This window comes from Modicisalibacter luteus DSM 23508 (genome assembly GCF_000378505.1).
Classification (GTDB): Bacteria; Pseudomonadota; Gammaproteobacteria; order Pseudomonadales; family Halomonadaceae; genus Modicisalibacter; species Modicisalibacter luteus.
Genome location: NZ_KB899999.1, coordinates 118,690 through 143,914 on the forward strand (window position 1 = coordinate 118,690; position 25,225 = coordinate 143,914).

Genomic DNA, 25,225 nt, shown 5'->3' on the forward strand with positions numbered 1-25,225 from the left:
GCGCTACGTTGCTTCTATCTGAAAGGAATCATGAGTGACACGGAGGATGCCCGTGGATCCAGTACGCCTACGCTTCGAAGTCATGCGGGAGCTGTACCAATCCCAGCGCGACCGTCGCGAGCAGATTCGCAGTAGTGTCGCAACGCCGGTCTCGGCGCTGGCCTTTACTGTCTTCAACCTGTCGACACTGGCCACCAACTATCACCTGGAACACTGGAATTACCCGGTCAACCTGGCTATCGGAGTGCTGTTTTTCACCAGCGTCGTGCTGCTGCTCTCCGGCGCGGCGTTCATCATCAATTTAGAGAGAGGCTTTATCTATGTCGATCCTCCCGACTTGAAAGAGCTCGTCGAGGCAGAAAACAAACTCAAGGAACAGGGTGACAAGAGCGACGAAGCCATCGCCGCGCAGATGCAGGACATGATGTCGGGCAGTTACGACATCGTTTATCGCTGGTACTTCGCGGCCAACGAGCAGGCCGCCCATGACCGTACCCGCGGGCTGCACCTCATCCTGCTGTCACTGGGTCTGATCGTCGTGACCTTTGCCCTTCTTCCGTTCCAGAAATAAGGGAGTCCGAATGAAGCTGCTGGAGGGACTGTTCAGCCATGTGCGCCTGCACCGCAAGCCACAGGATATGCCGCCTTGGGTACGCAAGCGCCTGTACGACAACCTGCTGCACCTGATGGAAGAGGAGCAGGAAATGCAGCGTCTTTTGCAGCTTCCCATCAAACCCCGCCTGTGCATCGTTGACGAGGAGCGCGTCGTGATGATCCGTCCCTATAACCGTAACCAGCTCAACCTCGACGAGCAGATGCGCAGGGCCAGGGAGGAAAAGCAGAGTCAGGGCCGAGAGAAATGAATTCATTTTTATGACTTTTGATCACTTCGACAGCTTCGCTTCTCCGTTGGCCCAGTCCCCGCTGACCGAGAGCGCGCCGAGCAGACCCAGCGAGGATGGAAGCTCGAGGGATCTTCATGCCGAAGAGGTGACAGGCCAGACCGCGCCCACCGATTGCGCTCGTTGCGGCAGTTGACTTAGGATGGCCCATTCGAAGACAGGTGCCCCTGATGTGCTGCAAGGGGATAATCGGGAAGTATGGTGCGGCCTGCGGCCAATCCCATCGCTGCCCCCGCAACGGTAATGAAAGAGCTGCCTGCGAAGACCACTGGCATCTGCCGGGAAGGCACAGGCAACGGCGTGTTCTGCGGAATGCATCCTCTTCGAGCCCGGAGACCGGCCTGTCATAACGTACCATCCCATAACGGTGCGGTGGGCACCGAAAGGATCCAAAATGTCTGCGACTCCCGTATCTTCCTCCAGCCGGATTTCCCGTTCCGGCTCCCGTATCGCGTCTGCCTATCAGCAAGGAGCCGTAGTGCTCTTCGGAGCGCTCATCCTCTATGCCGTCGGCTTCCTGCCGATGAACGCAGCGCACAACGCGGCCCACGATACCCGGCATTCCCTCGTGTTTCCCTGCCACTGAGGCATTTGAGGAGAAAAGCCAATGTTCCGTGCGCTGGTATTGAGCGCCTGTCTTATAGGCATTGTCCTGGGACTGGCCATGACGGCCATGCAAGCCGTTGGTGTCACCCCGATCCTGCTCGCCGCCGAACAGTATGAAGTCAGCCACGGCCCTCAAGCGGTAGCCGGAGCCCATCACGATCATGGACATGCTGGCCAGGCAGGTCATCATCATGACGAGACGGCCTGGGCGCCAGCCGATGGTACCGAGCGTCTGTTCTACACGGCCGTGTCCAACATACTCGCCGGGATCGGCTTTGCCGCCATCCTTCTGGTGGTCATGAACCAGCTACACGAGCGTGGTCGGCTGATGATGACGGCAGGGCGCGGCCTGATGATGGGAGGGCTGTGCTATCTCGTAGTGTTCGTGGCGCCGTCTCTTGGCCTGCCGCCCGAAATTCCCGGGGCTGCAGCTACGGCTCTCGAGTCACGGCAGCTGTGGTGGCTTGCCACCGTCATCCTGGCCGCGGCCGGTCTGGGGCTGTTGATCCTGGCACGTGGTTGGCAGCGCGGGCTCGGGGGGCTCCTGCTATTGGCGCCCTATGCGTGGGTGCCTGCCCATGAAGGGCCGCTGTTCTCGCATCCGGACCCCCAAGCCGTAGCGGCGCTGACCGAGCTGCACCATTCGTTTATCTGGGCATCCGGCCTCACCAACCTGGCATTCTGGCTACTGGCCGGGTTGCTGTCCGTCATCGCCCTGCAGCGCCTTACCGGTATAGCGCAAGGCCATGAGGAAGCCCGTGACTGAGTTTCCCTTCGTCGCCGTCGTCGGCCAGGAAGCACTCAAGACCGCCTTGCTGCTCAACGTCATCAATCCTGGTGTCGGTGGCGTCTTGATCAGCGGCCCCAAGGGCAGCGCAAAGTCCACCTTGGCGCGGGCGTTGGCAGCGATTCTGCCCGATGACGCCGGTGGCCGGCGGCCGCCGTTCGTCACTCTACCGCTGGGTGCCAGCGAGGAGCGCCTGACCGGCAGCCTGGACCTGCAACGAGTGCTTTCCGAGCGCGAGGCGAGGTTTCACGAGGGTCTGCTGGCCAAGGCCGACAACGGCGTGCTGTATGTCGACGAGGTCAATCTGCTGCCGGACCCCCTGGTGGATCTGCTGCTCGATGTGGCGGCGAGCGGCGTCAATATTGTCGAGCGTGACGGCATCAGCCATTCGCATCCGGCTCGCTTTAGCCTGATCGGCACCATGAACCCGGACGAGGGAGAGTTGCGGCCTCAGCTGCTCGACCGCTTCGGGCTATGCCTCGAGCAGAAAGCTGTGGCGAATGTGCAGGAGCGGGTGGCCATCGTGCGGCAGCGAGAAGCCTTCGACCGTGACCCGCAGGCTTTTGTCGCCCGGCATCAGGCCGACCAGGCAGCGCTGACCCAGCGCATCCGTCAAGCACAGCGAATGTTGGCCGAAACTACCGCCGAGTCCTGGGTCTACGAGCATATCGCGGCGCGCTGCGAGGCTGCAGGCGTCGAAGGCCTGCGCGCGGATGTGACTTGGCATCGGGCGGCGCAGGCCCATGCCGCTTGGCGGGGTGTAACGGTGGTGGGCCAGCAGGATCTGGATACCGTTGAGCCTTGGGTCCTGGCCCATCGCCGTACGACGCCCCCTTCTACGTCCGGCACGCCGCCTCCCCCGCCCTCTGGGCAAGGGGAGACCGGCGGCGATGAGATCGCGTCGCCCGGTCATGCCGAGACCTCGCAAGGGCAATGGGGTGCCATGCCGCCAATATCCCAGCAAAGCGTCAGTGTGCCGGCCCCGGACTTCCCCGAGATCACTCCGGGACCTAGCGCGGCATCCGCCTCATCGACGCCGCTCTCGGGAAAGCGCCGGGGATACCAGTCGGGCCAGCGCCGGGCCCATGGCGAAGGCAGACAGCCGGACTGGTTCGCCACCCTGATCGACAATCGCGGACAGTGGCCCTGGCGACGCCTGCGCTATCGCCGGGCCCGCACCGGGCAGCCGGTACTGCATCTCATCCTGCTGGATACGTCCGCCTCCACCCTGGGTCAACGCCTGCTGGGCCGGGCCAAGGGGCTGGTCGATCGGCTGGTGTGCCAGGCCTACGCCGCCCGGGAGCAGATCGCGGTTCTGGGTTTCGGCAATGATAGCGTCAACTTCATCCTGCCACGGCGACGCGCGCCCAAGGATGCGCTCGAGCAGCTCAACGCCACGCCAGGTGGCGGTGGGACGCCGATCCGCGAAGCCATCCTGCGGGCGGCGCGCCTGCTCCGCCAGTGGCGACGACAGGACGCCGGCCTGCACATCCGCACCTACCTCATCACCGACGGCCGCACCCGGCAACCCCTGACCGGCCTACCGTCACTCGGCGATTGCGTCGTGGTCGATACCGAGCAGTCTGCCATCAAGCGAGGCCGAGGACGCCAACTCGCCGAGCAGCTGGGTGCATGCTATCGGCCACTGCCCCGCCTGGAGGCCCTATGACCGAGAGCGTCGAGATCCGAGGCAAAGGCCGTCTCGGCATAGCGCCAGCCCGCGAATCGCTGGCTGCGGCCTGCCCCGCAGTATTCATTGCCGCACCGGCATCGGGGCAAGGCAAGACCACGGTGACCGCGGCGCTAGCACGAATGCTGCGCAACCAAGGCAAGGTGGTGCGAGTCTTCAAGACCGGCCCGGATTACCTGGATCCGCTGGTACTGGCGCAAGCCTCGGGCCAGCCAGTCGATCAGCTCGATCTGTGGATGGCCGGCGAAGCCTACTGCCGCCAACGCCTGTACGAAGCCGCGCTCGAGGCGGATCTCATCCTGGTGGAAGGCGCCATGGGCCTGTTCGATGGCGAACCGTCCAGCGCCGACCTCGCCGCCCTGTTCGACTTGCCGATGGTCATCGTCATGGACGTGAAAGGGATGGCCCAGACCGCAGCGGCGCTGGTGGCCGGCCTGGCAGGCTTCCGTGATGATATCCGTATTGCCGGGCTGATCGCCAACGCCTGTGGCTCACAGCGTCACCGGGAGCTGATCGAAGCGGCGCTGCCAGCCTCCATCCCTCTGCTGGCGGCGGTAGCGCGCGATGCCAATCTGGCCCTGCCGGAACGCCACCTGGGGCTGGTTCAGGCCGAGGAGATACGCGAGGACCTGGAGACCCGTTTCGAAGCCGGCGCCCAGGCCCTGTTGGCCGAGGGGCTGGCGGAGGCCCTGCTGCAGCTGCCGCCGGTCACGTTTGCGCCGCCGCAGGCGGGAGCGACAGAGTCCCTGCCTTCGCTTCACGACCATATTATCGGCGTGGCGCGGGATGCCGCGTTCAGCTTCATCTACCAGGCCAACCTCGACCTGTTGGAGCGCATGGGAGCGACACTGCGCTTCTTCTCGCCGCTGAGCGATGAAGGCCTGCCACCTTGCGATGCTATCTGGCTTCCCGGCGGTTACCCCGAGCTTCATGCCGCACAATTGGCGAACAATACCGCCATGCGGGACGACATCCGCCGCTTCTTTGCTGCCGACAAGCCCATCCTCGCCGAGTGCGGCGGCATGCTCTATGCCCTGGATACCCTCACGGACTACGACGGCCGCACCCACACCATGCTGGGCCTGTTGCCCGGTCATGGCGCCATGCGGGGGCGACGAGGCTGTCAGGGGATGCAGACCGCCGCTCTGCCGGAGGGCGAGATTCGGGGCCATGCCCATCACCGCTCGGTGGCGGCGGACACCCCCACGCCCATCGCTAACGGGCGGCGCCAGCGCCATCCCGCGCCGGGCGAGGCCATCTATCGCGATCGACGCCTGACTGCGTCCTACCTGCACCTGTTCTTCCCTGACAACCCCGCCGCTGTGGCCCGCCTGTTCGGCCCGGCCACGGGGCAGACCATCGAGACTGAGGAATCCAACGGATGCAACTGAACAAGATCCCCGCCACGGTGGTGACCGGCTTTCTGGGCAGCGGCAAGACCACGCTGCTGGCCAGCATCCTGCGCCAGGTCACCGGCAAGCGCATCGCCGTCATCGTCAACGAATTCGGTGAGCAGGATATCGATTCCAGCCTGTTGCGCGGCTGCGCCCTGGGCTGTGAAGAAGGCGACGGGAACGAGCGCCCCCTGGAAGGCGAGGACAGCGGTATCTACGAGCTGGCGAATGGCTGCATCTGCTGCACGGTGGAAGAGGAATTCCTGCCGGTGATGAAAAAGCTGGTGGCCCGCCGCGACGACATCGACCACATCCTGATCGAGACCAGCGGTCTGGCCCTGCCCAAGCCACTGGTTCAGGCCTTCAACTGGCCGGAAGTACGCCAGCATTGCACCGTCGATGCCATTATCACCGTGGTCGACGGGCCGGCCGTCGCCGCTGGCCGTTACGCCAGCGATGTCGACCAGGTAGAGGCCCAGCGCCGGGCCGACGAAAGCCTGGACCACGATCCCAGCCTGCGCGAATTGCTGGACGACCAGCTGAGCGCGGCCGATCTGGTGCTGGTCAGCAAGACCGACCTGCTCACGCCAGACGACAAGGCACGGGTCGAGGCCCTGATCCAGGCGCGCGTCCCCGAATCGGTCAAGACCCTGTTCATCGACCAGACTCTCGCCACGGATACGGCTCAGTTGGAAGCCCTGATGGGCATCGGGGCGGCAAGCGAGGAAAACATCGACCGCATCGTGAACCATCACGATCGCCACCATGCCGAGGGGGCGCATCACGACCACGCGCACGATCATTTCGATTCCTGCGTGATCCGCCTGGGGGAAGTCGATGCCGACATCCTGGCAGAACGGCTCCAGCAGCTGCTGAAAACCCATGAGATCTATCGGGCCAAGGGCTTCGCGGCCATTCCCGGCAAGCCCATGCGCCGGGTAGTCCAGGCCGTGGGCGAGCGGCTGGACGGCTACTTCGATCGGCTATGGGGCCAGGACGAGCCGCGCCACACCCAGCTCGTCATCATCGGCAAGGCGCTGGATCGCGATGCGCTGCACCAGGCCTTGGCGAGCGCCGAGATAGCGACGACGCCCTGATGCACCTTTTTGCCGCCAAGCCTGGGGGCTTCGTCGACGATGAAGGCATCGTCGATCTGCAGCAGAGCCCTGCCGAGATCGTCATCCTGTCGGCGGCCGACAGCAGCCTATCGGCGCTGGCGCAGGCAGTTGACCGGCTGGCCGCGTCGACCGGGAATGATTACCCGACGGTACGACTCGCGAACTGGATGAACCTGGCCAAGCCCGCCGCTTACGACCTCTACGAGGATCGTGTGCTGGAAGAGGCGCGCCTGGTGATTGTCTCGTTGATGGGCGGCAGCGCCTACTGGCGCTACGGTCACGAGCGTCTATTGTCCTGGGCCGTCGCCGGCCAGGGGCGCCAACTGATACTGGTACCGGGCAGTGACGAGCCGGACGACGCCTTGCTGGGCGAATCCAGCGTGCCTTTCGAGTCGGCCCAGCGGGTCTGGCGCTACCTGAGAGAGGGCGGCGTCGACAATGCCGAGCAGTTGCTGCGCTTTGTCGCCGCCGAGTGTATAGGCGTGCCGCTGGGCTGGCAGGAACCCAGAGCGATTCCCGCGGCGCTGCTCTACGCGCCGCAGACGACAGGCCGACAGGAAGCGACCCTGAGCGAATGGCGTGCGCGCCAGGTTCCCGGGCGCCCGGTATGTCTGCTGCTGTTCTACCGCAGTCATCTGCAAGGGGCCAATACCGCCGTATTGGATGGTTTGATCGAAGTGTTGAGGGCCCAAGGGCTTGAGCCGCTGGCGGTAGCCGTGACGTCGCTGAAGGAGGCGTCCTGCGTCGCCTTCGTCAATCATTTGATCGAGCAGACGGGTGCCATGCTGGTGGTCAACACCACCGGTTTTTCCGTCAACCGCAACCCGGACGACATGGACGCCCTGGGCGATGAGATTTCCCATGGTCTCTTCGTCGGGCGACCGGTGGTGCTGCAGGCAATCCTGGCGAGCAGCACCGAGGATGATTGGCAGGCCATGGCAGCCGGCCTGCATAGCCGTGATATGGCCATGCAGGTGGTGTTGCCAGAGATGGATGGACGCATCATTACGCGGGCGGTGGGATTCAAGGCGGAAGCGCACTACAGTGAGCGGTGCCAGCTATCGGTGACCCGCCACGCCCTGCATCCAGAGCGCGCCGCCTTCGTCGCCAGGCTGGCGCGGCGGTTCTGTCGTTTACGTCAGGCGCCCAATGCCGCCAAGCGGCTGGCCCTGGTGCTGGCCAATTATCCCAATCGCGATGGCCGCATCGGCAACGGCGTTGGCCTGGATACGCCGGCATCGACGGTGCGGATCCTGCGGGCGCTGGCCTCGGCGGGTTATCCGGTGAGCGACGTTCCGGACGACGGGGATGCTCTGATACAGCTGTTGCAGGGCGCCATCACCAATGACCGCCATGCTCTGGACCAACGCCTCTGCTGGCAGAGTATCGGACTCGATGAGTACATGGCCGGATTCCAGGCCCTGCCGGCGCCCCTGAGGGAGGCCGTATGGAAGCGCTGGGGTGCGCCGTCGGACGATCCCAAATGCCGCCAGGGCCGGTTGATGATTGCCGGTATCCGCCTGGGAGAAACCTTCGTCGGGATACAGCCGGAGCGGGATTACAGCGACGACCCGACGCAGACCTACCACGATATGGAGCTGGTACCGCCCCATAGCTACCTGGCGTTCTATCTCTGGCTGCGTGATCACTATCAGGTGGATGCAGTGGTTCACGTCGGCAAACACGGCAATCTGGAATGGCTGCCAGGCAAGAGTACGGCACTGAGCGCCAATTGCTGGCCGGATATCGTCCTGGGCCCGCTGCCGCATTTCTATCCCTTCATCGTCAATGACCCGGGCGAAGGCGCCCAGGCCAAGCGCCGCAGCCAGGCCGTCATCATCGACCATCTGATGCCGCCGCTGGCCCGGGCCGAGCTCTACGGCGCCATGGCGGAACTGGAAGCCCTGACCGACGAGTATTACCAGGCCCTGGGCATGGATCCGCGGCGTGAGGCGTTGTTGCGCGAACAGATCCTGGAGCACCTGCACCGCACCGGTATCGACCAGGAGCTCGTCCAGGCAGTGAACAGCGCGGATGACGAGCTGCTGCTCAACGAACTGGACACGTACCTGTGCGATATCAAGGAAGCTCAGATCCGCCATGGCCTGCACGTGCTGGGCACCTTGCCGCCGCAGGACAAGCTGGCAGGAACCCTGGTCGCCATCCTGAGGCTGCCCCGTGGAGAGACGCCGGCCCATCGCGGCCTGTTGCACAACCTGGCGGACGACCTGGGATTGCAGAACGGCGGCAGGCACTTCGATCCTCTCATGGCTGGCGCCGAGCCTTGGGTCGGCCCGAGGCCGCCGGCTCTGACCGGGATGGATTCGTCCGCCTGGCGCACCGCCGCCGATACCCGTGAGCGACTGGAACTGCTCGCCCATCGACTGGTAACCGACTACGTTCTGGCGCCGGGCTGCCTGGACGGATTGGCGCGTGACTATCCGGCCACCGCGGAACAGTGCCGCTATGCCCGCGACCGGCTATGGGTCGCCATGCAGCGGGGGGCCGAGATGGAGATACAGTCGCTGCTGGACGGGCTCAGCGGCGAATTCGTCCCCCCCGGACCGAGCGGTGCTCCCAGCCGTGGGCGGCTGGACACCCTGCCCACCGGGCGCAATTTCTTCAGCGTGGACAATCGCTCGATTCCGTCACCCGCCGCCTGGTCTCTGGGCGAAAAATCGGCGCAGGCGTTCGTGGAGCGTTATCTGCAGGATAACGGTGACTATCCGCGCCAGCTGGGGCTGTCAATCTGGGGTACCGCGACCATGCGCACCGGCGGCGATGACATCGCCCAGGCCTTTGCCCTGATGGGCGTACGGCCGGTCTGGTCGCTCGGCTCGCAACGGGTCATCGACATCGAGGTGATTCCCGCCATGCTGCTGGGGCGTCCCCGTGTGGATGTCACCCTGCGGATGTCCGGCTTCTTCCGTGATGCGTTTCCCAATGTCATTCGCCTGTTCGATGCCGCAGTGCAGGCAGTCGCCGAGTATGAAGAGCCCGGCAACGGCAATACCATTCGCGCCGCAATCATGGAGCGCCGGCAGGAACTCGAACGTCAGGGATTATCGCCCGATGCCGCTGCCCGGGAAGCCAGCTACCGGATCTTCGGCAGCAAGCCCGGCGAATACGGTACCGGCCTGAACCGGCTCATCGATAACCGCACCTGGGAGACCGCGGACGACCTGGCGGAGGCTTATCTCGGTGCCGGCGCGTATGCTTACGGCCAATTCCCGGAATCCGGGGTCGCTGCACGCAGGGCCTTTGAACGACAGATCAAGGGCCTGGATGCGGTTATGCAGAACCAGGACAACCGCGAGCATGACATTCTCGATTCGAACAACTACTACGAATTCCAGGGCGGCATGGCCAATGCCAGCCGCTCCCTGGGTGGACAGGCGCCGACCATCTACCACGCCGATCATGCCAACCCGGCGCATCCGCGGATTCGTACCCTTAAGGAAGAACTGTCCCGCGTGATTCGCTCCCGGGTGCTCAATCCCAAATGGATCGAGGCCATGCGTGAGCACGGTTACAAGGGCGCCTTCGAGATGGCCGCCACGGTGGACTACCTGTTCGCCTACGATGCCACCACCGACCTGGTAGCCGACTATCAGTATGCCCAGGTGACCGACGCCCTGGTGCTGGATGAGGCCAACCAGCGCTTCCTGCGCGAGCATAACCCGGCGGCGCTGGAGGAGATGGCCGAGCGGCTGCTGGAAGCCGTCCAGCGGGGGATGTGGCAGGACCCTGGTGAACAGGGAGCGGCCCTGCAGGATCTGCTTCTTGAGATCGACGAGGCCAGGGAGACCGGGGCATGACGTCTGAAGCTCGCATCAAGGGCTGGTGTCCCGGGGCATGGCGACCCATGGCGACCGGCGATGGCCTGCTGGTACGTGTGCGCCCCCCCCTGGGGCGGCTCTCGCGGGCCCAGTTGCTGGCGCTGTGTGACGCCTCCGAGGCCTTCGGTAGCGGTCTGATCGAACTCACCAGCCGCGCCAACCTGCAGTTGCGCGGCGTGTCCGAGGCCGGCTGGCCTGAGCTAATGGCCTTCCTTGTCGAACAAGCGCTGGTAGACCCAGACCCGGAGGTCGAGCGCCAGCCTCAGCTGTTGCTGGCACCGGACTGGCACGTGGGCGACGCGACACATGAGGCGGCCCACCTGCTGCTGGCCCGCCTCGCTGAGATGCCTCCACTGCCAGCCAAGATGGGCATCGTCCTTGACGCCGGTCCCCTGCCGGTCCTGGGCGAAGCCTCTGCGGACTTCCGCCTCGAGCAGTCGGCCTCGGGCGCCCTGCTCGTTCGGGCCGATGGGCGAGCGCTGGGCACCCCTGTGGACTCGGTCGCTGCCGGCGTCGAGCATCTGGTGCGGCTTGCACACTGGTTCATCGAGAGCGGTGGGCGGGAATCCGGGCGAATGCGTCGACACAGAGCACCGATGCCGGGTTGGGCTCCTGCCCTGATGCCGCCCGCCCAAGCCGACGACAGGCTGACGCTGGGGACGCATCCGCAGGGGGCGGTATTCGGCCTTCCATTTGGACGGACCACAGCGTCGGTGTTACGTGCCGCGTTCGAATCGACCATGGCGACCGCCGTGCGGGTAACGCCATGGCGGCGCCTGCTATTGGAGAACGTTGGGCAGGCAGCTGCGGCATCGATCGAGGGTCTGCTGAACGATGAAAGCGATGCGCGCCTTTCCATGCAGGCGTGTCCGGGCGCCCCTTACTGCGATCAGGCCAGTGTCGAGACGCTGGGTCTGGCCGAACGGCTGGCAGGCCGGGTCGAGGGCAGCGTGCATGTGTCCGGCTGTGCCAAGGGGTGTGCCTATCAAAAGCCGGCCGAACTGTGTCTGACGGGACGGGCAGGCCGCTTCGACTTGATCCTCGGCGGTCGTGCCGATGATACACCGATAGCAACTGGCCTCACCGAAACTGAACTCGAAGATTATCTGGAGAACCTGAATGCCTCACGTCTATGAAACGGACGGCCCGGCCATCTACCGGGAGTCCTTTTCCATCATCCGGCGCGAGGCCGAGCTAGAGCGCTTCTCGGAAGAGGAAGAGCCGGTGGCCGTACGCATGATCCATGCCGCCGGCCTGGTAGAACTTGCGTCACACATTCAGTTCCGCGGCGATGCGGTAAACCGGGCGCGGGAGGCGCTGGAGCAAGGGGCGCCGATTCTGTGCGATGCCCGCATGGTTTCCGAAGGTATCACCCGCAAGCGCCTGCCGGCGGACAATGCCGTCATCTGCACCCTGCACGATGAGCGGGTTCCCGGCCTGGCCCAGGACATGGCCAATACCCGCTCGGCGGCGGCCGTGGAACTCTGGCGCCCTTACCTGGACGGCGCGGTGGTGGCGATCGGCAATGCCCCGACCGCGCTGTTCCACCTGCTGAACATGCTGGAAGAGTTCGATTGCCCCCGCCCGGCGGCCATCGTCGGCTGTCCGGTGGGATTCGTGGGGGCGGCCGAATCCAAGCAGGCACTGTGGGAGAGCGCCTCGGTGCCCTGCTGCATCGTCCAGGGGCGGCTCGGTGGCAGCGCGGTGACGGTGGCCGCCATCAACGCCATGGCGGATCGTACGGAATGAGCCAGGGAACCATTTACGGGGTCGGCCTCGGGCCGGGCAGCCAGGATCTGATGAGCGTGCGCGCGGATCGGCTGATCCGTCAGGCGTCTCATATCGCCTATTTCCGCAAGAAAGGCCGAACCGGCCATGCCCGCAGCATCGTTGAAGGCATGGTGGCGCCTGATGCCGTTGAATTGCCGATGGAATACCCGGTTACTACCGAGATCCCGTTCGACGACCCCCGCTATAACGCGTTGCTGGCGGACTTCTATGCGGCAAGCGTGGCACGCCTGACCGAGATCATCGACGCCGGAGGCGATGTGGTGGTGCTGTGCGAAGGCGACCCGTTTTTCTACGGCTCCTTCATGCACCTGTATACGCGCCTGAAGGGCCGAGTGCCCGTCTCGGTTGTGCCCGGCATCACGGGCATGTCTGCCGCCTGGACCGCCACTGGCCAACCGGTGACCTGGGGTGATGACATCATGACCGTGCTGATGGGCACACTGCCGGAAGAAACGCTGGCCGAGCACATGATGAAGACCGATGCCCTGGTGGTGATGAAGATCGGCCGCAACCTGGACAAGGTCAGGCGGGCGCTGACGCGGGCCGGCAGGGAGAAGGAATCCTGGCTGATCGAATACGCCGCCATGCCGCAGGAACGGGTCCTGCCCTTCAGCGAAGCCGGCGATAGCGCCCCTTACTTTTCCATCCTGGTAATCCATGGTAACGGGAGACGGCCATGAGAACTCATGAGTGGGAAAAGGATGGCTGGCTGAAAATTGTTGGCCTCGGCCCGGGCGCGGAAGCGATGATTACCCCCGAGGTCACCGCCGCACTGGCCGAGGCCACCGATGTGGTGGGCTATGCCCCCTATGTCGAGCGGGTCCCGCCGCGGCCGGGATTAACGCGCCACGGCTCGGACAACCGCGAGGAAATCCGGCGGGCGGAACAGGCGCTGCGCATGGTCGCCGGTGGCCACCGGGTGGTGATCGTCTCGTCGGGGGACCCTGGCGTGTTCGCCATGTCTGCCGCCGTCTTCGAGGCGCTGGAAGCGGGAGAGCCGGCGTGGCGTGCACTGGACATCCAGGTACTGCCGGGCATTTCGGCCATGCTGGCCGCCAGCGCCCGCCTGGGGGCGCCACTGGGGCATGATTTCTGCTGTATCAACCTGTCGGATAACCTCAAGCCCTGGGCCCTGATCGAGAAACGCCTACGGCTGGCCGCGGAAGCTGACTTTGCCATGGCCTTCTACAACCCCCGCTCCAAGGCGCGACCGGAGGGATTCGTCCGTGCTCTGCAGGTGCTGCGGGAGGCCTGTGGACCGGAGCGCCTGATCATGTTCGCACGGGCCGTCTCCACCCCGGAGGAAGCCGTGCGGGTCACGACCCTGGGCGACGCCGAGCCGGAGATGGCCGACATGCGCACCCTGGTGCTGGTGGGCTCCAGCCTGACGCGGCATATTGCGCGCGAAGGGGTACCGTGGGTCTATACCCCGAGGTCGGCGCCAGGGTCGGAGTCATGAGTGAGCCACGCCAGGATCGCCTCGGTGGAATGTGCCTCCCGGCGGAGTGGCAGCGCCGGCCTTTCGATCATCGTCACCGGCAGGCCCAGGTGGCGGGCCGCGGCGAGCTTGGACACCGCGCCTGCGCCGCCGGCGTTCTTGCACACGATACGCTCGATGCCATGCTCCCGGAGCAGGGCCAGATCGCCCTCCCGCGTAAAGGGGCCCCGGTCGATGATCACGTGATGATGTGGCAAGGGCGGCGGGGCCTCTGGCCGGTCGACCAGCCGCAGCAAGTAATGGTGCTGGGGACGCGCCGCGAAGGCGGCCAGATGCATGCGTCCGATCGCCAGCAGCACGCGCTGCGGCGGGCCGGACAAGGCTTGTACCGCCGCCGCGATACCAGCGACCCGCTGCCAGCGGTCGCCAGCCTCCGGGGTCCAGGGCGGCCGGGTCAGGGCAATCACGTCCACACCGCACCGTTCAGCCGCCGCCAGGGCGTGACGGCTCATCTGTTCGGCGAAGGGGTGGGTGGCGTCGACCAGGTGGGTGATGCGCTGTTCCGCCAGGAAAGCGGCCAGGCCCTCCACGCCCCCGAAGCCACCGACACGGGTGGGCAGCGGTTGCGGTTTAGGCGCGGTCACTCGGCCAGCATAACTGAACAGCGCGGGGATCTCGCGTTCGGCCAAGGCCTTGGCCAAAGCGCTGGCTTCGGTGGTCCCTCCCAGAATCAGGATTTTCATGGTGAATGACGTTGACGACGCTCCCTGGCTGACGATGCTGGGCTGGGGCGAGAGTGGCACAGCGGGCCTGACGCCGGCAAGCCGCGACGCACTGAAGGACGCCGACGTGGTCTTCGGCGCGCGTCGCCACCTGCGTCTGTTGCCGCCATTGGCCGCCGAGGTACGGGAATGGCCGGTGCCCTTCGCGGATGGCCTACCGCTGTTGCTTGCCGAGCGTGGCCGCCGGGTCGTCATGCTGGTCTCCGGCGATCCCTTCTGGTTCGGGGCCGGCACCACCCTGGTGCGGCACCTTGAGGCCGGCGAATGGCAGGCCCTGCCATCGCCCTCCACCTTCAGCCTGGCGGCGTCGCGGTTGGGCTGGTCATTGGAGGGTTGTGTGTGTTTGGGTCTGCATGCCAAACCCCTGACGCGCATCCGGCCCTATCTACACCGTGGGCGGCGCCTGCTGGTGTTGCTGCGCAATGGCGACCCAGTGAACGAGTTGGCCGGTCTGCTGGTGCACTATGGCTTCGGGACAACCCGGCTGCATGTGCTGGAAGCGCTGGGTGGAGACGGCGAGCGGTATCGCAGCGTACAGGCGGAAGCCGCCCTGCCGGACGATATCACCCACCCGGTCGCGGTGGGGCTGGAGGTCGCCGGTGACGGACCGTCCCTGCCACTGACGCCCGGATTGCCGGATGAATGGTTCGAGCACGATGGCCAGATCACCAAACAGGTGGTACGTGCCATGACCCTGGCCGCCCTGGCACCGGCCCCGGGGGAGCGGCTGTGGGATATCGGCACGGGTTCGGGCTCGATCGCTATCGAGTGGTTGCTGGCCCACCCGGACAACCGCGCCCTGGCCTTCGAATCCAATAGCGAACGTGCGCAACGAGCGCGTCGCAACGCGCGCCTGCTGGGTGTCGACTGGCTCGAGGTGATGGAAGGAAACGCCCCCGGCGTGTTGAGTGACGCGCCACTGCCCGATGCGGTCTTCATCGGCGGTGGACTATCGGAGGCGCTGCTGGAGGCGCTGTGGCATCGTCTGCCGGCGGGCGTGCGCATCGTGGCCAATGCGGTCACCCTTGAATCCGAGGCCCTGCTGGCCCACTGGCAGCAGGTGGCTGGCGGAGAGCTGCTGCGTCTCGAACTGGCCGCCGCCGCTCCCATCGGCACGCGGCGGGGCTGGCAAGCCAGCTATCCCATCGTGCAGTGGCGGGTGACCCGTTGATAGTGGCGGGATTCGGCTTTCGCCAAGCAGCGCAGCTGGCCTCGCTGAACGAGGCGCTGGAGCGGCTCGAGACTTATTACGGAGCCGTCGACCGGCTGGCTGCGACACAGACAATGTTGCCGCTGGTTCAGGCCTTGGGGCGAACGCGGGGCATCGCCGTGATCACCGTGGACGACGACGCCCTGCCCACCGCCACCACGATCACCTGCTCCAGGCACAGCTTGCGAGCCCGGGGCACGGGGAGCGTCGCCGAGGCCGTTGCCCTGCTGTCGGCGGGCCCCGGGGCGGCATTGCTGGGCCCCCGGCTGATTTCGGCGGATCGACGAGCCACCGTGGCGGCGGCGAGAGGAAGGCTGAGAGGAGACTGAGCATGACGATACATTTCATCGGCGCCGGCCCCGGCGCACCGGACCTTTTGACATTGCGGGGACGGGATCTCATCGCCTCCTGCCCAGTGTGCCTCTACGCGGGGTCGCTGGTGCCCGAACAGATACTTGAGCATTGCCCGGAGGGCGCCCGAATTCTCAACACAGCGCCCCTGTCCTTGGATGAGATCATCGATGAGATGCGTCGCGCCCATACGTCAGGCCTGGACGTGGCCCGGTTGCATTCAGGAGATCTATCGGTCTGGTCCGCCATGGGGGAACAGTTGCGCCGGCTACGTGAACTGGCCATTCCCTATACCATTACCCCGGGTGTGCCATCCTTCGCCGCGGCCGCCGCCACCCTGGGACAGGAACTGACATTGCCGGGGGTGGCGCAATCCGTCGTGCTGACCCGCACACCGGGGCGTGCCAGCGCCATGCCGTCCGGTGAAACCCTGGCCAACTTCGCCAGAAGTGGCGCCACCCTCGCGATTCACCTTTCCATTCATAACCTGGCCCAGGTGGTGGAAACGCTGGCACCGTTCTACGGCGCCGATTGCCCGGCAGCCATCGTCTGGCGGGCCAGCTGGCCCGATGAACGGATAATCCGCGGGCGCTTGGCGACCCTGGCCTCCCAAGTCGACGACAGCATGCAGCGAACGGCATTGATCCTGGTGGGGCCGGTGCTGGAAAGCGAGAGCTTTCAGGAAAGCTGCCTATATTCAGTGGGCTATGATCGTCGATTTCGGCCTCAGTCGGCGGACTCACCCTTCGCCGGCACCGCTCCCGACCACGGGAATGACGACGCATGATCCGGCTCTCGTTGATCGGCATCGGCACGGGCAACCCCGAGCATGTCACCCTGGCCGCCGTGCGGGCGCTCAATGAGGCGGACCTCATCCTGTTGCCACGCAAGGGGGAGGCTAAATCAGACCTGATCGACCTGCGCCGGCTGCTGTGCCGGAACCTCCTGGACGATCCGGAGCAGACCCGAGTCGTGGAATTCGACCTGCCACGCCGCGATGCCCATGGCGATTACCTGAATGCGGTGGACGCCTGGCATGAGGCGATTGCCAGCGTCTGGGCGGAACTCATGGAGACCCACCTGCCCCAGGGAGGGCGGGTTGGCATGCTGATCTGGGGCGACCCGTCGCTGTATGACAGTAGCCTGCGCATCGCCAGCCGTCTCGAGTCTTGCATGAAAGGCTGCACGAAAGGCGCCGCCGAGCGGACGGTCGAGGTCGACGTTGTGCCGGGCATCACTAGTCTGCAGGTGCTCACCGCCGAGCACCGGATCCCTCTCAATGCGCTCGCCGAGCCGGTCCAGATCACCACGGGCCGGCGCCTGCGCGAGCATGGCTGGCCCGGCGAAGCGGCCACCGTCGCCGTCATGCTCGACAGTGGCGGCGCCTTCGAGGCATTGCCGTCGGAAGGCATCTACATCTGGTGGGGCGCCTATCTGGGCATGGACAAGCAAAGCCTGCTCGACGGCTGGCTGGCCGACGTGGCGCCATCGATCATCGAGCGTCGTGCCGCTCTGCGCGAGCGGCATGGCTGGATCATGGACATCTACCTGCTGGCTCGGACACCGACGGGGATCGCCGCCCCGAGCAATGAATACCAATGATGTTTTCAGGAGAAAGCCCCATGGCAGAACCGAGCGGGCGACCCGACCACGCCTTTCCCGAGGCACAGCGGACCGGCGTCTACCGGGCCATCCACGAGCGGCGCGACGTGCGCGCCCAGTTCCTGCCGGACCCTATCCCGCCCGAGGTTCTGGCACGTCTGCTGGAGGCCGCCCACCATGCCCCGTCGGTGGGCTTCATGCAGCCCTGGGACTTCCTGCTGATCGACAGTCGCGAGGTGCGCGAGCGAGTGCACCGGATCTTTCAGCGCGAGAACGCCAGGGCCGCCGAGTGCCATACCGAAGCGCGCGGCATGCTCTATCGCCGCCTCAAGCTCGAAGGCATCCTGGAGAGCCCGCTCAACCTGTGCATTACCTGCGACCGGAGCCGAGGCGGTGAGCATGTACTGGGTCGGCACAGCATCGTCGAGACGGACCTGTTCAGCACTTGCCTGGCGGTCCAGAACCTGTGGCTGGCGGCCCGTGCCGAGGGCATCGGTGTCGGCTGGGTCAGTATCATCGACCCGGCCGAACTGGCCGATGTGCTGGGGCTGCCGACGTCGGTGTATCCCCTGGCCTACCTGTGCCTGGGATATGTCAGTGACTTTCTCGACCAGCCGGAACTCGCTCGCGCCGGCTGGCGGCAGCGCCTGCCGTTGGCCGAGCGGGTGCATGGCAATGGGTGGAAGCAGCCCCTGGACTCACCGACCCTGAGCACGGCACTCGAGACCTTGGAGCCACGCCGATGACCACGCTGATGGTCCAGGGGACGACTTCGGATGCCGGCAAGAGTACCGTGGTCGCCGGGTTGTGCCGTTGGCTGGCCCGTCAGGGCGTCTCGGTGGCCCCCTTCAAGCCTCAGAACATGGCGCTCAATAGCGCCGTTACCGAGGACGGCGGCGAGATCGGTCGCTCCACCGCGCTGCAGGCGTTGGCCTGCGGGCTCGTGCCCCACAGCGACATGAATCCGGTGCTGCTCAAGCCACAGAGCGACCGAGGCTCCCAGGTCATCCTGCGTGGCCACGTGCATGGCAACATGGATGCGCTGGACTATCACGCCTTCAAGGCCGAGGCCAGAAAGAGCGTGCTGGCTGCCTGGCAGGCCCTGAGTCAGCGCCACGATGTGATTATTGCCGAGGGCGCCGGCAGCCCGGCGGAGATTAACCTGCGCGCCAACGATATCGCCAACATGGGCTTTGCCGAGGCCATCGACTGCCCGGTGCTGCTGGTCGGTGATATCGATCGCGGCGGCGTCTTTGCCCAGTTGGTCGGCACGCTGGAGCTGCTCAGCGAGTCCGAACGGCAACGTATCCGTGGTTTCGTCATCAATCGCTTTCGTGGTGATCCCGCGTTGCTGACATCCGGCCTCGACTGGCTGACCCAGCGCACCGGCAAGCCGGTCGTGGGCGTACTGCCCTACCTGCCCAGCCTGGTGCTGGATGCCGAGGATAGCCTGGGCCTGACCGGTAGCCATGACCACGGCGCGCTGAAGGTGATCGTTCCCGCCCTGCCACGCATCAGCAACCATAACGACTTCGACCCGTTGCGCCTGCATCCCGGTGTCGATCTGCAATTCATCGGCCCCGACCAGGCCATCCCCGCGGCGGACGTGATCATCCTGCCCGGCAGCAAGAGTACCCGTCACGACCTGGCCTGGCTGAACCGGCAGGGCTGGCCCGCCGCGATCCATCGTCATCTGCGCTACGGCGGCAGGCTGCTGGGCATTTGTGGCGGCTTTCAGATGCTCGGCGACGCCGTGCACGACCCCGACGGCCTGGAAGGCGAGTCCGGCAGCACGCCGGGCCTTGGGCTGCTGACCATGGAGACGCGTATGGTCGCCGGCAAGCAGTTGCGCAACGTCAGTGGCCACCTGATCGATCAGGGCGGCGGGTCGATGCCCCTCGACGGCTACGAGATTCATAACGGCGTGACCAGCGGTCCGGCCCTGGCCCGACCGCTCGTCGACCTGCAGGGGTGCCCCGACGGGGCAATCAGCGATGATGGCCAGGTAATGGGCACTTATATCCACGGACTGTTTGATCGCGCCGAGGCCTGCGAGGGACTGCTTACCCTGTTGGGCCATACCGATCATTATCCCGCCGTGGATTATCACCGGCACCGCCTGGCCCAGCTTGACCGGCTGGCGGACACCATCGAGAGCCACCTGGACAGGGCCTGGTTGAATGGCTTGTTGCAGCCCACCCCCAACTAGCGGAGACGAACGATGAGCGACACACACGACAACGACGCCTACCGCCAGCAGATGGCACGCAAGAAGCGCCTGATCGATGCGCGGGTTCAAAAGGCCGACCGCGACCAGGGCGTGCTGTTGGTCAATACCGGCAACGGCAAGGGCAAGAGCTCGGCTGGCTTTGGCGTGATCGCCCGCGCCCTGGGCCATGATATGCAGGTCGGCGTGGTGCAGTTCATCAAGGGGGCCTTCAGTACCGGCGAGGAAACCTTTTTCCGGCGCATCCCTGGCGTGGAATACCACGTCATGGGCGAAGGCTTTACCTGGGAGACCCAGGACCGCGAGCGCGATCTGGCCGCCGCCCGCCAGGCCTGGCAGGTCGCCGCGCGCATGCTGGGTGATGAACGCTATCAGGTGGTCTTGCTCGACGAACTCAATATCGTATTGAACAAGGAGTTACTGCCCCTCGATGAAGTGCTTGGCGTTCTGAATCGACGCCCGGCCATGCAACACGTCGTCATCACCGGCCGGCATGCGCCACAAGCGCTGATCGACCTGGCCGATACGGTGACGTGGATGAAGATGGAGAAACACGCATTCAAGGCGGGCATCCGTGCACAGAAAGGCATGGAGCTTTAAAGGGAACTACGGTGTCGGTCGGCGCCTGCATGTGGCGGGTCGGTCAAGTGCAGGCGCCGCTTGCCATTAAACGGCGGCTGGCTGTGACGCCAAGGCCTGATGCCTGTCGGTGGCATTGAGCCACTCGCCACACTGTGTGCCGGCACCGGCCCAGTCCTGGCTGACCCGACTGACGAAGAGCGCATCGCCGCCGCTGATCAGCGACATCATGCGATCGCGTAGCGTCCCGGCATCGTCATCGGCCTGGATCAGCCACAGGGAATCCATGACATGGATATGCGGGAAGGATTCGAGGCACTCATAGAATGCGCGATACTCCTGAGGCTGGAACAGATCATAAGCGATTGAATAAATAGCCATTGCGTCATTCCTTGCGTACGTGGTTATAAGTTTTCTTATAGAAATGTAAAGTCTAGTTAGCGATTCGTATCATTAAAGATGAATTTCTCCATGCTAAATGACCGAGAGAAAAACATTCCTGTCTCTGGTCAACGACACATCAACGCAAACTCCTTGCCAGCCCGTTCCACACGTACCAGACACGTTCGACAACCGAGGCAGCATCCTGGGCCAGCCAGCCGGCCAAATCCCGCAGGCGTCGCTCGCGGGCGTCGAGGGGAACAATGCCTCGCCCCATTTCCAGCATGATCAGCACGACCTGCAAGCCATGATCACGCTCGGCACGGGCCAGCGAGCCCAGCGCCTCCGCGAAGTGTCGACGTATACGGTCGTCATCGTCGCTCTCGGCCAGGGCCGCTGCCAGCCAGCGCTCCCAGCCTTCCACGATCAGCGTGGCTCCCGGCAACATGCTTGCTCGCCAGTCTTCCAACGCCATCTCATCGTAAGCGGAATGCCAGACGAGATTATCGAAACGGTGCCTTACTTCGGCGCGTTTGCCGGCATAGGCACCGCCGATGAACAGCTGCATTGCCACCCTCCCCGATAGACAAAAGCCAATGTGTGGGCCTGCCCCGGTTCGATATTGCCTTCCCAGAAGCCCAGCGCTTCGTGACGCTGACGCAGCGAGCGAATCACCCCTCCGTGGGTGACGACCAGCGCTCGGCCGTGCCCGTGCACCTCGGCACGCGCCAGCAGGTCGTCCATGCAGGCTGCCACGCGGGCATGAAAGGCCGGTGCCGGCTCGCCACCCGGCGGGGCCTGCTCGCCCTGGCTGTCGATCCAGGCACGGTAGCCGGCGTCATGCTTGAGGTCGTCGTAGCGCAAGCCCTCGTAGGCGCCAAAGTCGAGTTCACGCAGCCGGGCGTCGAAACGTGTCTCGACGCCTCGATCATCAGGCAAGCCGAGTCCGGCCAGGGTTTGCCGGCAGCGGCGCAGATCGCTGCAATAGACAGCATCGAACGTCATCCCCGCCAGGGCGTTGCGCAGCATGACAAGGCCGCTTCCGGACTCATCGGGCAGCAGACCGATGTCGTGATGCCCCAGATAGCGCCGCTCACGGTTCCAGGCCGTCAGCCCATGGCGGACGAGTACCACAGCCAGACGCACAGCAGCAGCCATAGCTCTCCTCCCTCGATGGCGGCACCCACGATATCGCCGTTGATGCCGTTGAAGGCACGTCGTGCCCAAAGACCATACCCGAACAAGAAAGGTATCAGCGCCACAAGCAGCCACGGCCAGCCCGGCCATAACAGGAAACCGAGCAACAGCGGCACTAGCGCCAATAGCAGGTCGCCCCGCTCAAGATGCTGCTTCCAGGCCCAGGCCAACCCCTCCGGCCTCGCTGCCGGCAACAGTATCAGCAGCGCCACTGCGCCCAGTCGAGCCAAGGCCATAACCAGCGGCAACCACGCCAGGCTGGCCCCAGCGTCCAGGACCGCCAGCAGCAGCGCGCCTTTCCATAGCAGCAGAAAAACCAACGCCAGGATGCCGAAGCTACCGACGTGTGGATCTTTCATGATCGCCCAACGCTTCTCCAGCGGAGCATTGCTACCCACGGCATCGGCCACGTCCATCCAGCCGTCCAGATGCAGCCCGCCGCTCAGCGCCACCCATACGCTGAGTAACAGCAGGGCCAACAGCGGCGTGGGCAGTACCGCCTGCAACAAGAGCCCGACCAAGGCGACAATGCCGCCCAACAGCAAGCCCACCAGTGGGTAGCAACGCACTGCCCAGCGGCTGGTCTCGATATTCCACGGGCATTCAACCGGGACCGGCAGGCGCGACAGGAACTGCAGCGCCAGCAAGAAGCCGTGCATCACGGCACGCATGGCGGCACTCCTTTCAACTTACCCTTTTCCAGCACACTTCCTTTCCAAGCCACAGGGCAGCCGGCAATCACTTGTACGGCTACCTCGGCCTCGGTAACCACCTGGTGGTGCAGGTGCTGCAGAAAGGCTACATAGCGCTGCACCTCGGCAGCGCGAATCGGCAGCCCCTCGTTGACGTCGTTGGAAACCACCACCAGGCGCAATGCTCGGCTGCGGACCTCGTGCATGACGGTGCGCAACATCGCTACGGCAGCGCCTTCATTCAGCGAACTGGCATACAGCACTTGGCTGGCCCACAGCGTCAGGCAATCGAGCAGCACGGTGCCCTGATCAGCCACCTTTTCGATGGCTACGTCGAGTGACACGGGTTCTTCCAGGGTCGTCCAATCCTCGCCGCGCTCATGACGATGACGAGCAATGCGCCGGGCCATTTCCGTATCGGCGAGGTGGCTCGCGGCCTCGGCCGTGGCCAAGTAGTAGAGCTCGCCACCCGCCTCGGCCTGCCAGGTCCGGGCCAGGGATTCGGCATAGCGGCTCTTGCCCGAGCGTGCACCGCCGCTGACGAAGGCGATCATGACACCTCCTGCCTCTGCCGCCAGGCCGCGAGGGCCGCCAGCAGGCAATCGTTGTCCTCGGCCGAACGCACCGCCAGGCGCAGCCAGCCGTCCTCGAGACCGGGGAAGTTATGAGTAGGCCGGGCGAGGATGCCAGCACTGGCCAGAAAGCGCAGCAACGCCTCGCTGGACCGCGGCTGGCGCCGGTCACGTAGCAGGTAGAAGTTGACCCGGGTCGGCGAGACGTCGAACGCCAAGCGGTCAAGAGTCGGCTGCAGGCGATCCAGTTCCCGGCGCAGCCAGGCATGAGTGCACGCAACGAAGTCGCCATCCGCCAGCAGGGGCGCAACCAACGCGGCGGCTGGTGCATTGACACTCCACGGCATCTGCACTTCGGTGGCCCGGGCGACGACATCGGGTGCGCCCAGCAGATAACCCAGCCGCAGGCCGGGAATGGCATACAACTTGGTCAGCGAGCGCAGCAGGATCAGGTGTGGGTATTCAGCCAACAGCGGCGTCAACGACTCGGAGGGATCCTCGATGAAGTCGATAAACGCCTCATCGACGACCAGACAGGTGCCATGGGCCTGCCCCACTGCCAACATCTTATCGATCAACGCTCTCGGCACCAGCGTGCCGCTGGGGTTGTTGGGACGGCACAGGAACACCACGTCGGCCTCGCGCATCGCCTCGAGCGTCCGCGTCTCGTCGATGGCGAAATCGGGGGACAGGAATATGTTCCGAACAGTCAGGCGGTAGTGTTGGCAGGCTCGGGCATACTCGGCGAAGGTTGGCTGGACAATCGCAGCCCGTCGGCCGGTATGCAGGGCGGCAGCCAGGAAAATCGCCTCCGCACCGCCATTGGTCAGCAGTACCTGTGAGGCGTCGAGCCCCTGGGCCTCGGCGATCGCATATCGTGCAGTGTAATAGTCGGGATCGGGATACCGATCGATACCGTGCCAGAGGGACGGCAAGTGCTCGTCCAGCCACTCAGGCGGGCCCAGCGGGTTGAGATTGGCACTGAAATCCCGTACGGGCTGCCCCGGTGTCAGCCCGAGCCGTTTCAGCAAGGCTTGAGGCTGCCCGCCGTGCCGCGGCCAATCGTCCAGCGGCGTGTCTCTTGTCATGTCATGGCCTCCCATAGCAGTGCCACGATGGCCAGCAACAGCACAAAGGCCAGCCAGCCGGCATGCATGTGGCGGATGGCACGGAACACATGGGCGACTGCCAGGGCCTCACGAGGCTGGCCCAGCGTGGCACGATGCGAGACACGGCCCTGATAATAATTGGTGCCGCCCAGTTGCACGCCGAGCAGGTGCGCCATCATCGCCTCCGGCCAGCCGGCGTTGGGGCTGGGATGACGCGGCGCGTCGCGGTAGGTCGCGGCTAATGCACCGTGTGGCCTGGCGCCGGGAACGAACCATGCGGTCAGCCACAGGCACCATGTGGTCAGCCGAGCGGGAATCCAGTTGGCGAGATCGTCGAGCTTCGCCGAGGCGTAACCGAAGTCGGCATATTGCGGACTCAGGTAGCCGACCATCGAATCCAGCGTATTTACCGCCTTGTAAGCCAACGCCAGCGGAGCACCGCCGATAAAAGCCCAGAACAGCGGCGCGGTGATGCCATCGACGGTGTTCTCGGCCACCGTCTCCACCGTGGCTCGGGTAATTTCGCCTTCGCCGAGCGTTTGCGTGTCACGCCCCACGATCATGGCCAGCTTGGCCCGGGCCGTGACCAGGTCGCCCCGAGCTAGTGGCCGGGCCACATCGAGCGCCGCATCACGCAGCCCCTTGATGGCCAACGAGGTTGCCAACATCGCGACCTCGCCAAGTGCAGCCAGCCAGGGATGCCACCAGGCCAGCGCTGCCAGCGCCAGCCAGGCGACCGCGTAGGTTCCCAGCACGACCAGAGCGGTCAGCACGACACCTTTTGTCTTTCTGGCCTCGGGCGAGCCGTGGTTCCACCCCCGGTCCAGACGGGCAATAACGCGCCCGATAACGACCACCGGATGCGGCAGCCAGTGCGGATCGCCAACAAGCAGATCGATAGCGATCGCTACCAGTAATAGTCCCAGCCCGGCCAGGCCGAATGGCTCGCTAACCATGC

The 25,225-nt window shown here is 65.0% G+C and carries 27 protein-coding genes and 1 riboswitch; of the genes, 19 read left to right on the forward strand and 8 right to left on the reverse strand.

Features of this window, described 5'->3' with window-relative positions; all coding sequences use genetic code 11:
• Window positions 1–52 precede the first annotated feature (52 nt).
• The 12 genes from F568_RS0116300 to cobJ all read left to right on the forward strand — a co-directional run bounded on the left by F568_RS0116300 (window position 53) and on the right by cobJ (window position 13,586).
• A complete protein-coding gene (locus F568_RS0116300; protein ID WP_156817470.1) occupies window positions 53–571 on the forward strand; it encodes a hypothetical protein in 519 nt (172 codons plus the stop codon).
• Between the two features lie 10 nt (window positions 572–581).
• Complete coding sequence (locus tag F568_RS0116305) at window positions 582–863, forward strand: hypothetical protein (protein ID WP_019019827.1); 282 nt, start codon at window positions 582–584, stop codon at window positions 861–863.
• A 181-nt stretch (window positions 864–1,044) separates the two neighbouring features.
• Window positions 1,045–1,261: riboswitch (cobalamin riboswitch) on the forward strand.
• Between the two features lie 35 nt (window positions 1,262–1,296).
• The gene (locus F568_RS0116310) at window positions 1,297–1,488 is read left to right on the forward strand and encodes a CbtB domain-containing protein (protein WP_026300600.1); all 192 of its coding nucleotides are present in this window, start codon (window positions 1,297–1,299) and stop codon (window positions 1,486–1,488) included.
• A 21-nt stretch (window positions 1,489–1,509) separates the two neighbouring features.
• Window positions 1,510–2,274: a CbtA family protein gene (locus F568_RS0116315; protein ID WP_019019829.1), complete on the forward strand. Its 765-nt coding sequence runs from the start codon at window positions 1,510–1,512 to the stop codon at window positions 2,272–2,274.
• Entirely contained in the window at window positions 2,255–3,964 is a 1,710-nt protein-coding gene (locus F568_RS0116320) for an ATP-binding protein (RefSeq protein WP_026300601.1), read from the forward strand. The genes F568_RS0116315 and F568_RS0116320 overlap by 20 nt, the downstream gene beginning before the upstream one ends.
• The gene (locus tag F568_RS0116325; protein ID WP_019019831.1) at window positions 3,961–5,376 is read left to right on the forward strand and encodes a cobyrinic acid a,c-diamide synthase CobB; all 1,416 of its coding nucleotides are present in this window, start codon (window positions 3,961–3,963) and stop codon (window positions 5,374–5,376) included. Before F568_RS0116320 ends, F568_RS0116325 begins: the two co-directional genes overlap by 4 nt.
• On the forward strand, window positions 5,367–6,476 hold the full coding sequence (cobW, locus tag F568_RS0116330; RefSeq protein ID WP_019019832.1) for a cobalamin biosynthesis protein CobW: 1,110 nt from the start codon (window positions 5,367–5,369) through the stop codon (window positions 6,474–6,476). Before F568_RS0116325 ends, cobW begins: the two co-directional genes overlap by 10 nt.
• On the forward strand, window positions 6,476–10,315 hold the full coding sequence (cobN, locus tag F568_RS0116335) for a cobaltochelatase subunit CobN (protein ID WP_019019833.1): 3,840 nt from the start codon (window positions 6,476–6,478) through the stop codon (window positions 10,313–10,315). Before cobW ends, cobN begins: the two co-directional genes overlap by 1 nt.
• Complete coding sequence (locus F568_RS0116340; RefSeq protein WP_019019834.1) at window positions 10,312–11,472, forward strand: ferredoxin-like domain-containing protein; 1,161 nt, start codon at window positions 10,312–10,314, stop codon at window positions 11,470–11,472. Before cobN ends, F568_RS0116340 begins: the two co-directional genes overlap by 4 nt.
• Window positions 11,456–12,085, forward strand: coding sequence for a precorrin-8X methylmutase (locus F568_RS0116345; RefSeq protein WP_019019835.1), 630 nt, complete (start codon window positions 11,456–11,458; stop codon window positions 12,083–12,085). Before F568_RS0116340 ends, F568_RS0116345 begins: the two co-directional genes overlap by 17 nt.
• The gene (locus F568_RS0116350) at window positions 12,082–12,807 is read left to right on the forward strand and encodes a precorrin-2 C(20)-methyltransferase (protein ID WP_019019836.1); all 726 of its coding nucleotides are present in this window, start codon (window positions 12,082–12,084) and stop codon (window positions 12,805–12,807) included. The genes F568_RS0116345 and F568_RS0116350 overlap by 4 nt, the downstream gene beginning before the upstream one ends.
• A complete protein-coding gene (cobJ, locus tag F568_RS0116355; RefSeq protein ID WP_019019837.1) occupies window positions 12,804–13,586 on the forward strand; it encodes a precorrin-3B C(17)-methyltransferase in 783 nt (260 codons plus the stop codon). Before F568_RS0116350 ends, cobJ begins: the two co-directional genes overlap by 4 nt.
• Here cobJ and F568_RS0116360 read toward each other — a convergent pair.
• A complete protein-coding gene (locus F568_RS0116360) occupies window positions 13,550–14,308 on the reverse strand; it encodes a cobalt-precorrin-6A reductase (RefSeq protein ID WP_019019838.1) in 759 nt (252 codons plus the stop codon). The genes cobJ and F568_RS0116360 overlap by 37 nt on opposite strands.
• Here F568_RS0116360 and F568_RS0116365 point away from each other — a divergent pair.
• Genes F568_RS0116365 through cobO form a run of 7 tightly spaced genes read left to right on the forward strand, consistent with a single transcriptional unit; the run spans window position 14,307 to window position 20,337 of the window.
• Window positions 14,307–15,518, forward strand: coding sequence for a bifunctional cobalt-precorrin-7 (C(5))-methyltransferase/cobalt-precorrin-6B (C(15))-methyltransferase (locus tag F568_RS0116365; protein WP_019019839.1), 1,212 nt, complete (start codon window positions 14,307–14,309; stop codon window positions 15,516–15,518). The genes F568_RS0116360 and F568_RS0116365 overlap by 2 nt on opposite strands.
• Window positions 15,515–15,886 carry a cobalamin biosynthesis protein gene (locus tag F568_RS0116370; protein ID WP_019019840.1) on the forward strand — a complete coding sequence of 124 codons (372 nt, stop codon included), beginning with the start codon at window positions 15,515–15,517 and terminating at the stop codon, window positions 15,884–15,886. The genes F568_RS0116365 and F568_RS0116370 overlap by 4 nt, the downstream gene beginning before the upstream one ends.
• A 2-nt stretch (window positions 15,887–15,888) precedes the next feature.
• Window positions 15,889–16,695, forward strand: coding sequence for a precorrin-4 C(11)-methyltransferase (cobM, locus tag F568_RS0116375; protein WP_019019841.1), 807 nt, complete (start codon window positions 15,889–15,891; stop codon window positions 16,693–16,695).
• Window positions 16,692–17,510 carry a precorrin-6A synthase (deacetylating) gene (gene cobF, locus F568_RS0116380; protein ID WP_019019842.1) on the forward strand — a complete coding sequence of 273 codons (819 nt, stop codon included), beginning with the start codon at window positions 16,692–16,694 and terminating at the stop codon, window positions 17,508–17,510. The genes cobM and cobF overlap by 4 nt, the downstream gene beginning before the upstream one ends.
• A 20-nt stretch (window positions 17,511–17,530) precedes the next feature.
• The gene (gene bluB, locus F568_RS0116385; protein WP_019019843.1) at window positions 17,531–18,256 is read left to right on the forward strand and encodes a 5,6-dimethylbenzimidazole synthase; all 726 of its coding nucleotides are present in this window, start codon (window positions 17,531–17,533) and stop codon (window positions 18,254–18,256) included.
• On the forward strand, window positions 18,253–19,719 hold the full coding sequence (locus F568_RS0116390; protein WP_019019844.1) for a cobyric acid synthase: 1,467 nt from the start codon (window positions 18,253–18,255) through the stop codon (window positions 19,717–19,719). Before bluB ends, F568_RS0116390 begins: the two co-directional genes overlap by 4 nt.
• Window positions 19,720–19,731: 12 nt before the next feature.
• A complete protein-coding gene (gene cobO, locus F568_RS0116395; RefSeq protein WP_019019845.1) occupies window positions 19,732–20,337 on the forward strand; it encodes a cob(I)yrinic acid a,c-diamide adenosyltransferase in 606 nt (201 codons plus the stop codon).
• 66 nt (window positions 20,338–20,403) lie between these two features.
• Here the strand turns inward: cobO and F568_RS23030 are convergent, their stop codons facing one another.
• From F568_RS23030 to cbiB, 7 genes are all read right to left on the reverse strand, one after another.
• A complete protein-coding gene (locus tag F568_RS23030) occupies window positions 20,404–20,697 on the reverse strand; it encodes a hypothetical protein (protein ID WP_019019846.1) in 294 nt (97 codons plus the stop codon).
• Between the two features lie 139 nt (window positions 20,698–20,836).
• Complete coding sequence (locus F568_RS0116405; RefSeq protein ID WP_019019847.1) at window positions 20,837–21,265, reverse strand: bifunctional adenosylcobinamide kinase/adenosylcobinamide-phosphate guanylyltransferase; 429 nt, start codon at window positions 21,263–21,265, stop codon at window positions 20,837–20,839.
• The gene (locus F568_RS0116410) at window positions 21,217–21,855 is read right to left on the reverse strand and encodes a histidine phosphatase family protein (protein WP_019019848.1); all 639 of its coding nucleotides are present in this window, start codon (window positions 21,853–21,855) and stop codon (window positions 21,217–21,219) included. Before F568_RS0116410 ends, F568_RS0116405 begins: the two co-directional genes overlap by 49 nt.
• Window positions 21,807–22,565: an adenosylcobinamide-GDP ribazoletransferase gene (gene cobS, locus F568_RS0116415; protein ID WP_019019849.1), complete on the reverse strand. Its 759-nt coding sequence runs from the start codon at window positions 22,563–22,565 to the stop codon at window positions 21,807–21,809. The genes F568_RS0116410 and cobS overlap by 49 nt, the downstream gene beginning before the upstream one ends.
• Window positions 22,553–23,140 carry a bifunctional adenosylcobinamide kinase/adenosylcobinamide-phosphate guanylyltransferase gene (locus F568_RS0116420; RefSeq protein ID WP_019019850.1) on the reverse strand — a complete coding sequence of 196 codons (588 nt, stop codon included), beginning with the start codon at window positions 23,138–23,140 and terminating at the stop codon, window positions 22,553–22,555. The genes cobS and F568_RS0116420 overlap by 13 nt, the downstream gene beginning before the upstream one ends.
• Entirely contained in the window at window positions 23,137–24,246 is a 1,110-nt protein-coding gene (cobD, locus tag F568_RS0116425; protein WP_019019851.1) for a threonine-phosphate decarboxylase CobD, read from the reverse strand. Before cobD ends, F568_RS0116420 begins: the two co-directional genes overlap by 4 nt.
• On the reverse strand, window positions 24,243–25,223 hold the full coding sequence (gene cbiB, locus F568_RS0116430) for an adenosylcobinamide-phosphate synthase CbiB (protein WP_019019852.1): 981 nt from the start codon (window positions 25,221–25,223) through the stop codon (window positions 24,243–24,245). The genes cobD and cbiB overlap by 4 nt, the downstream gene beginning before the upstream one ends.
• Window positions 25,224–25,225 lie beyond the last annotated feature (2 nt).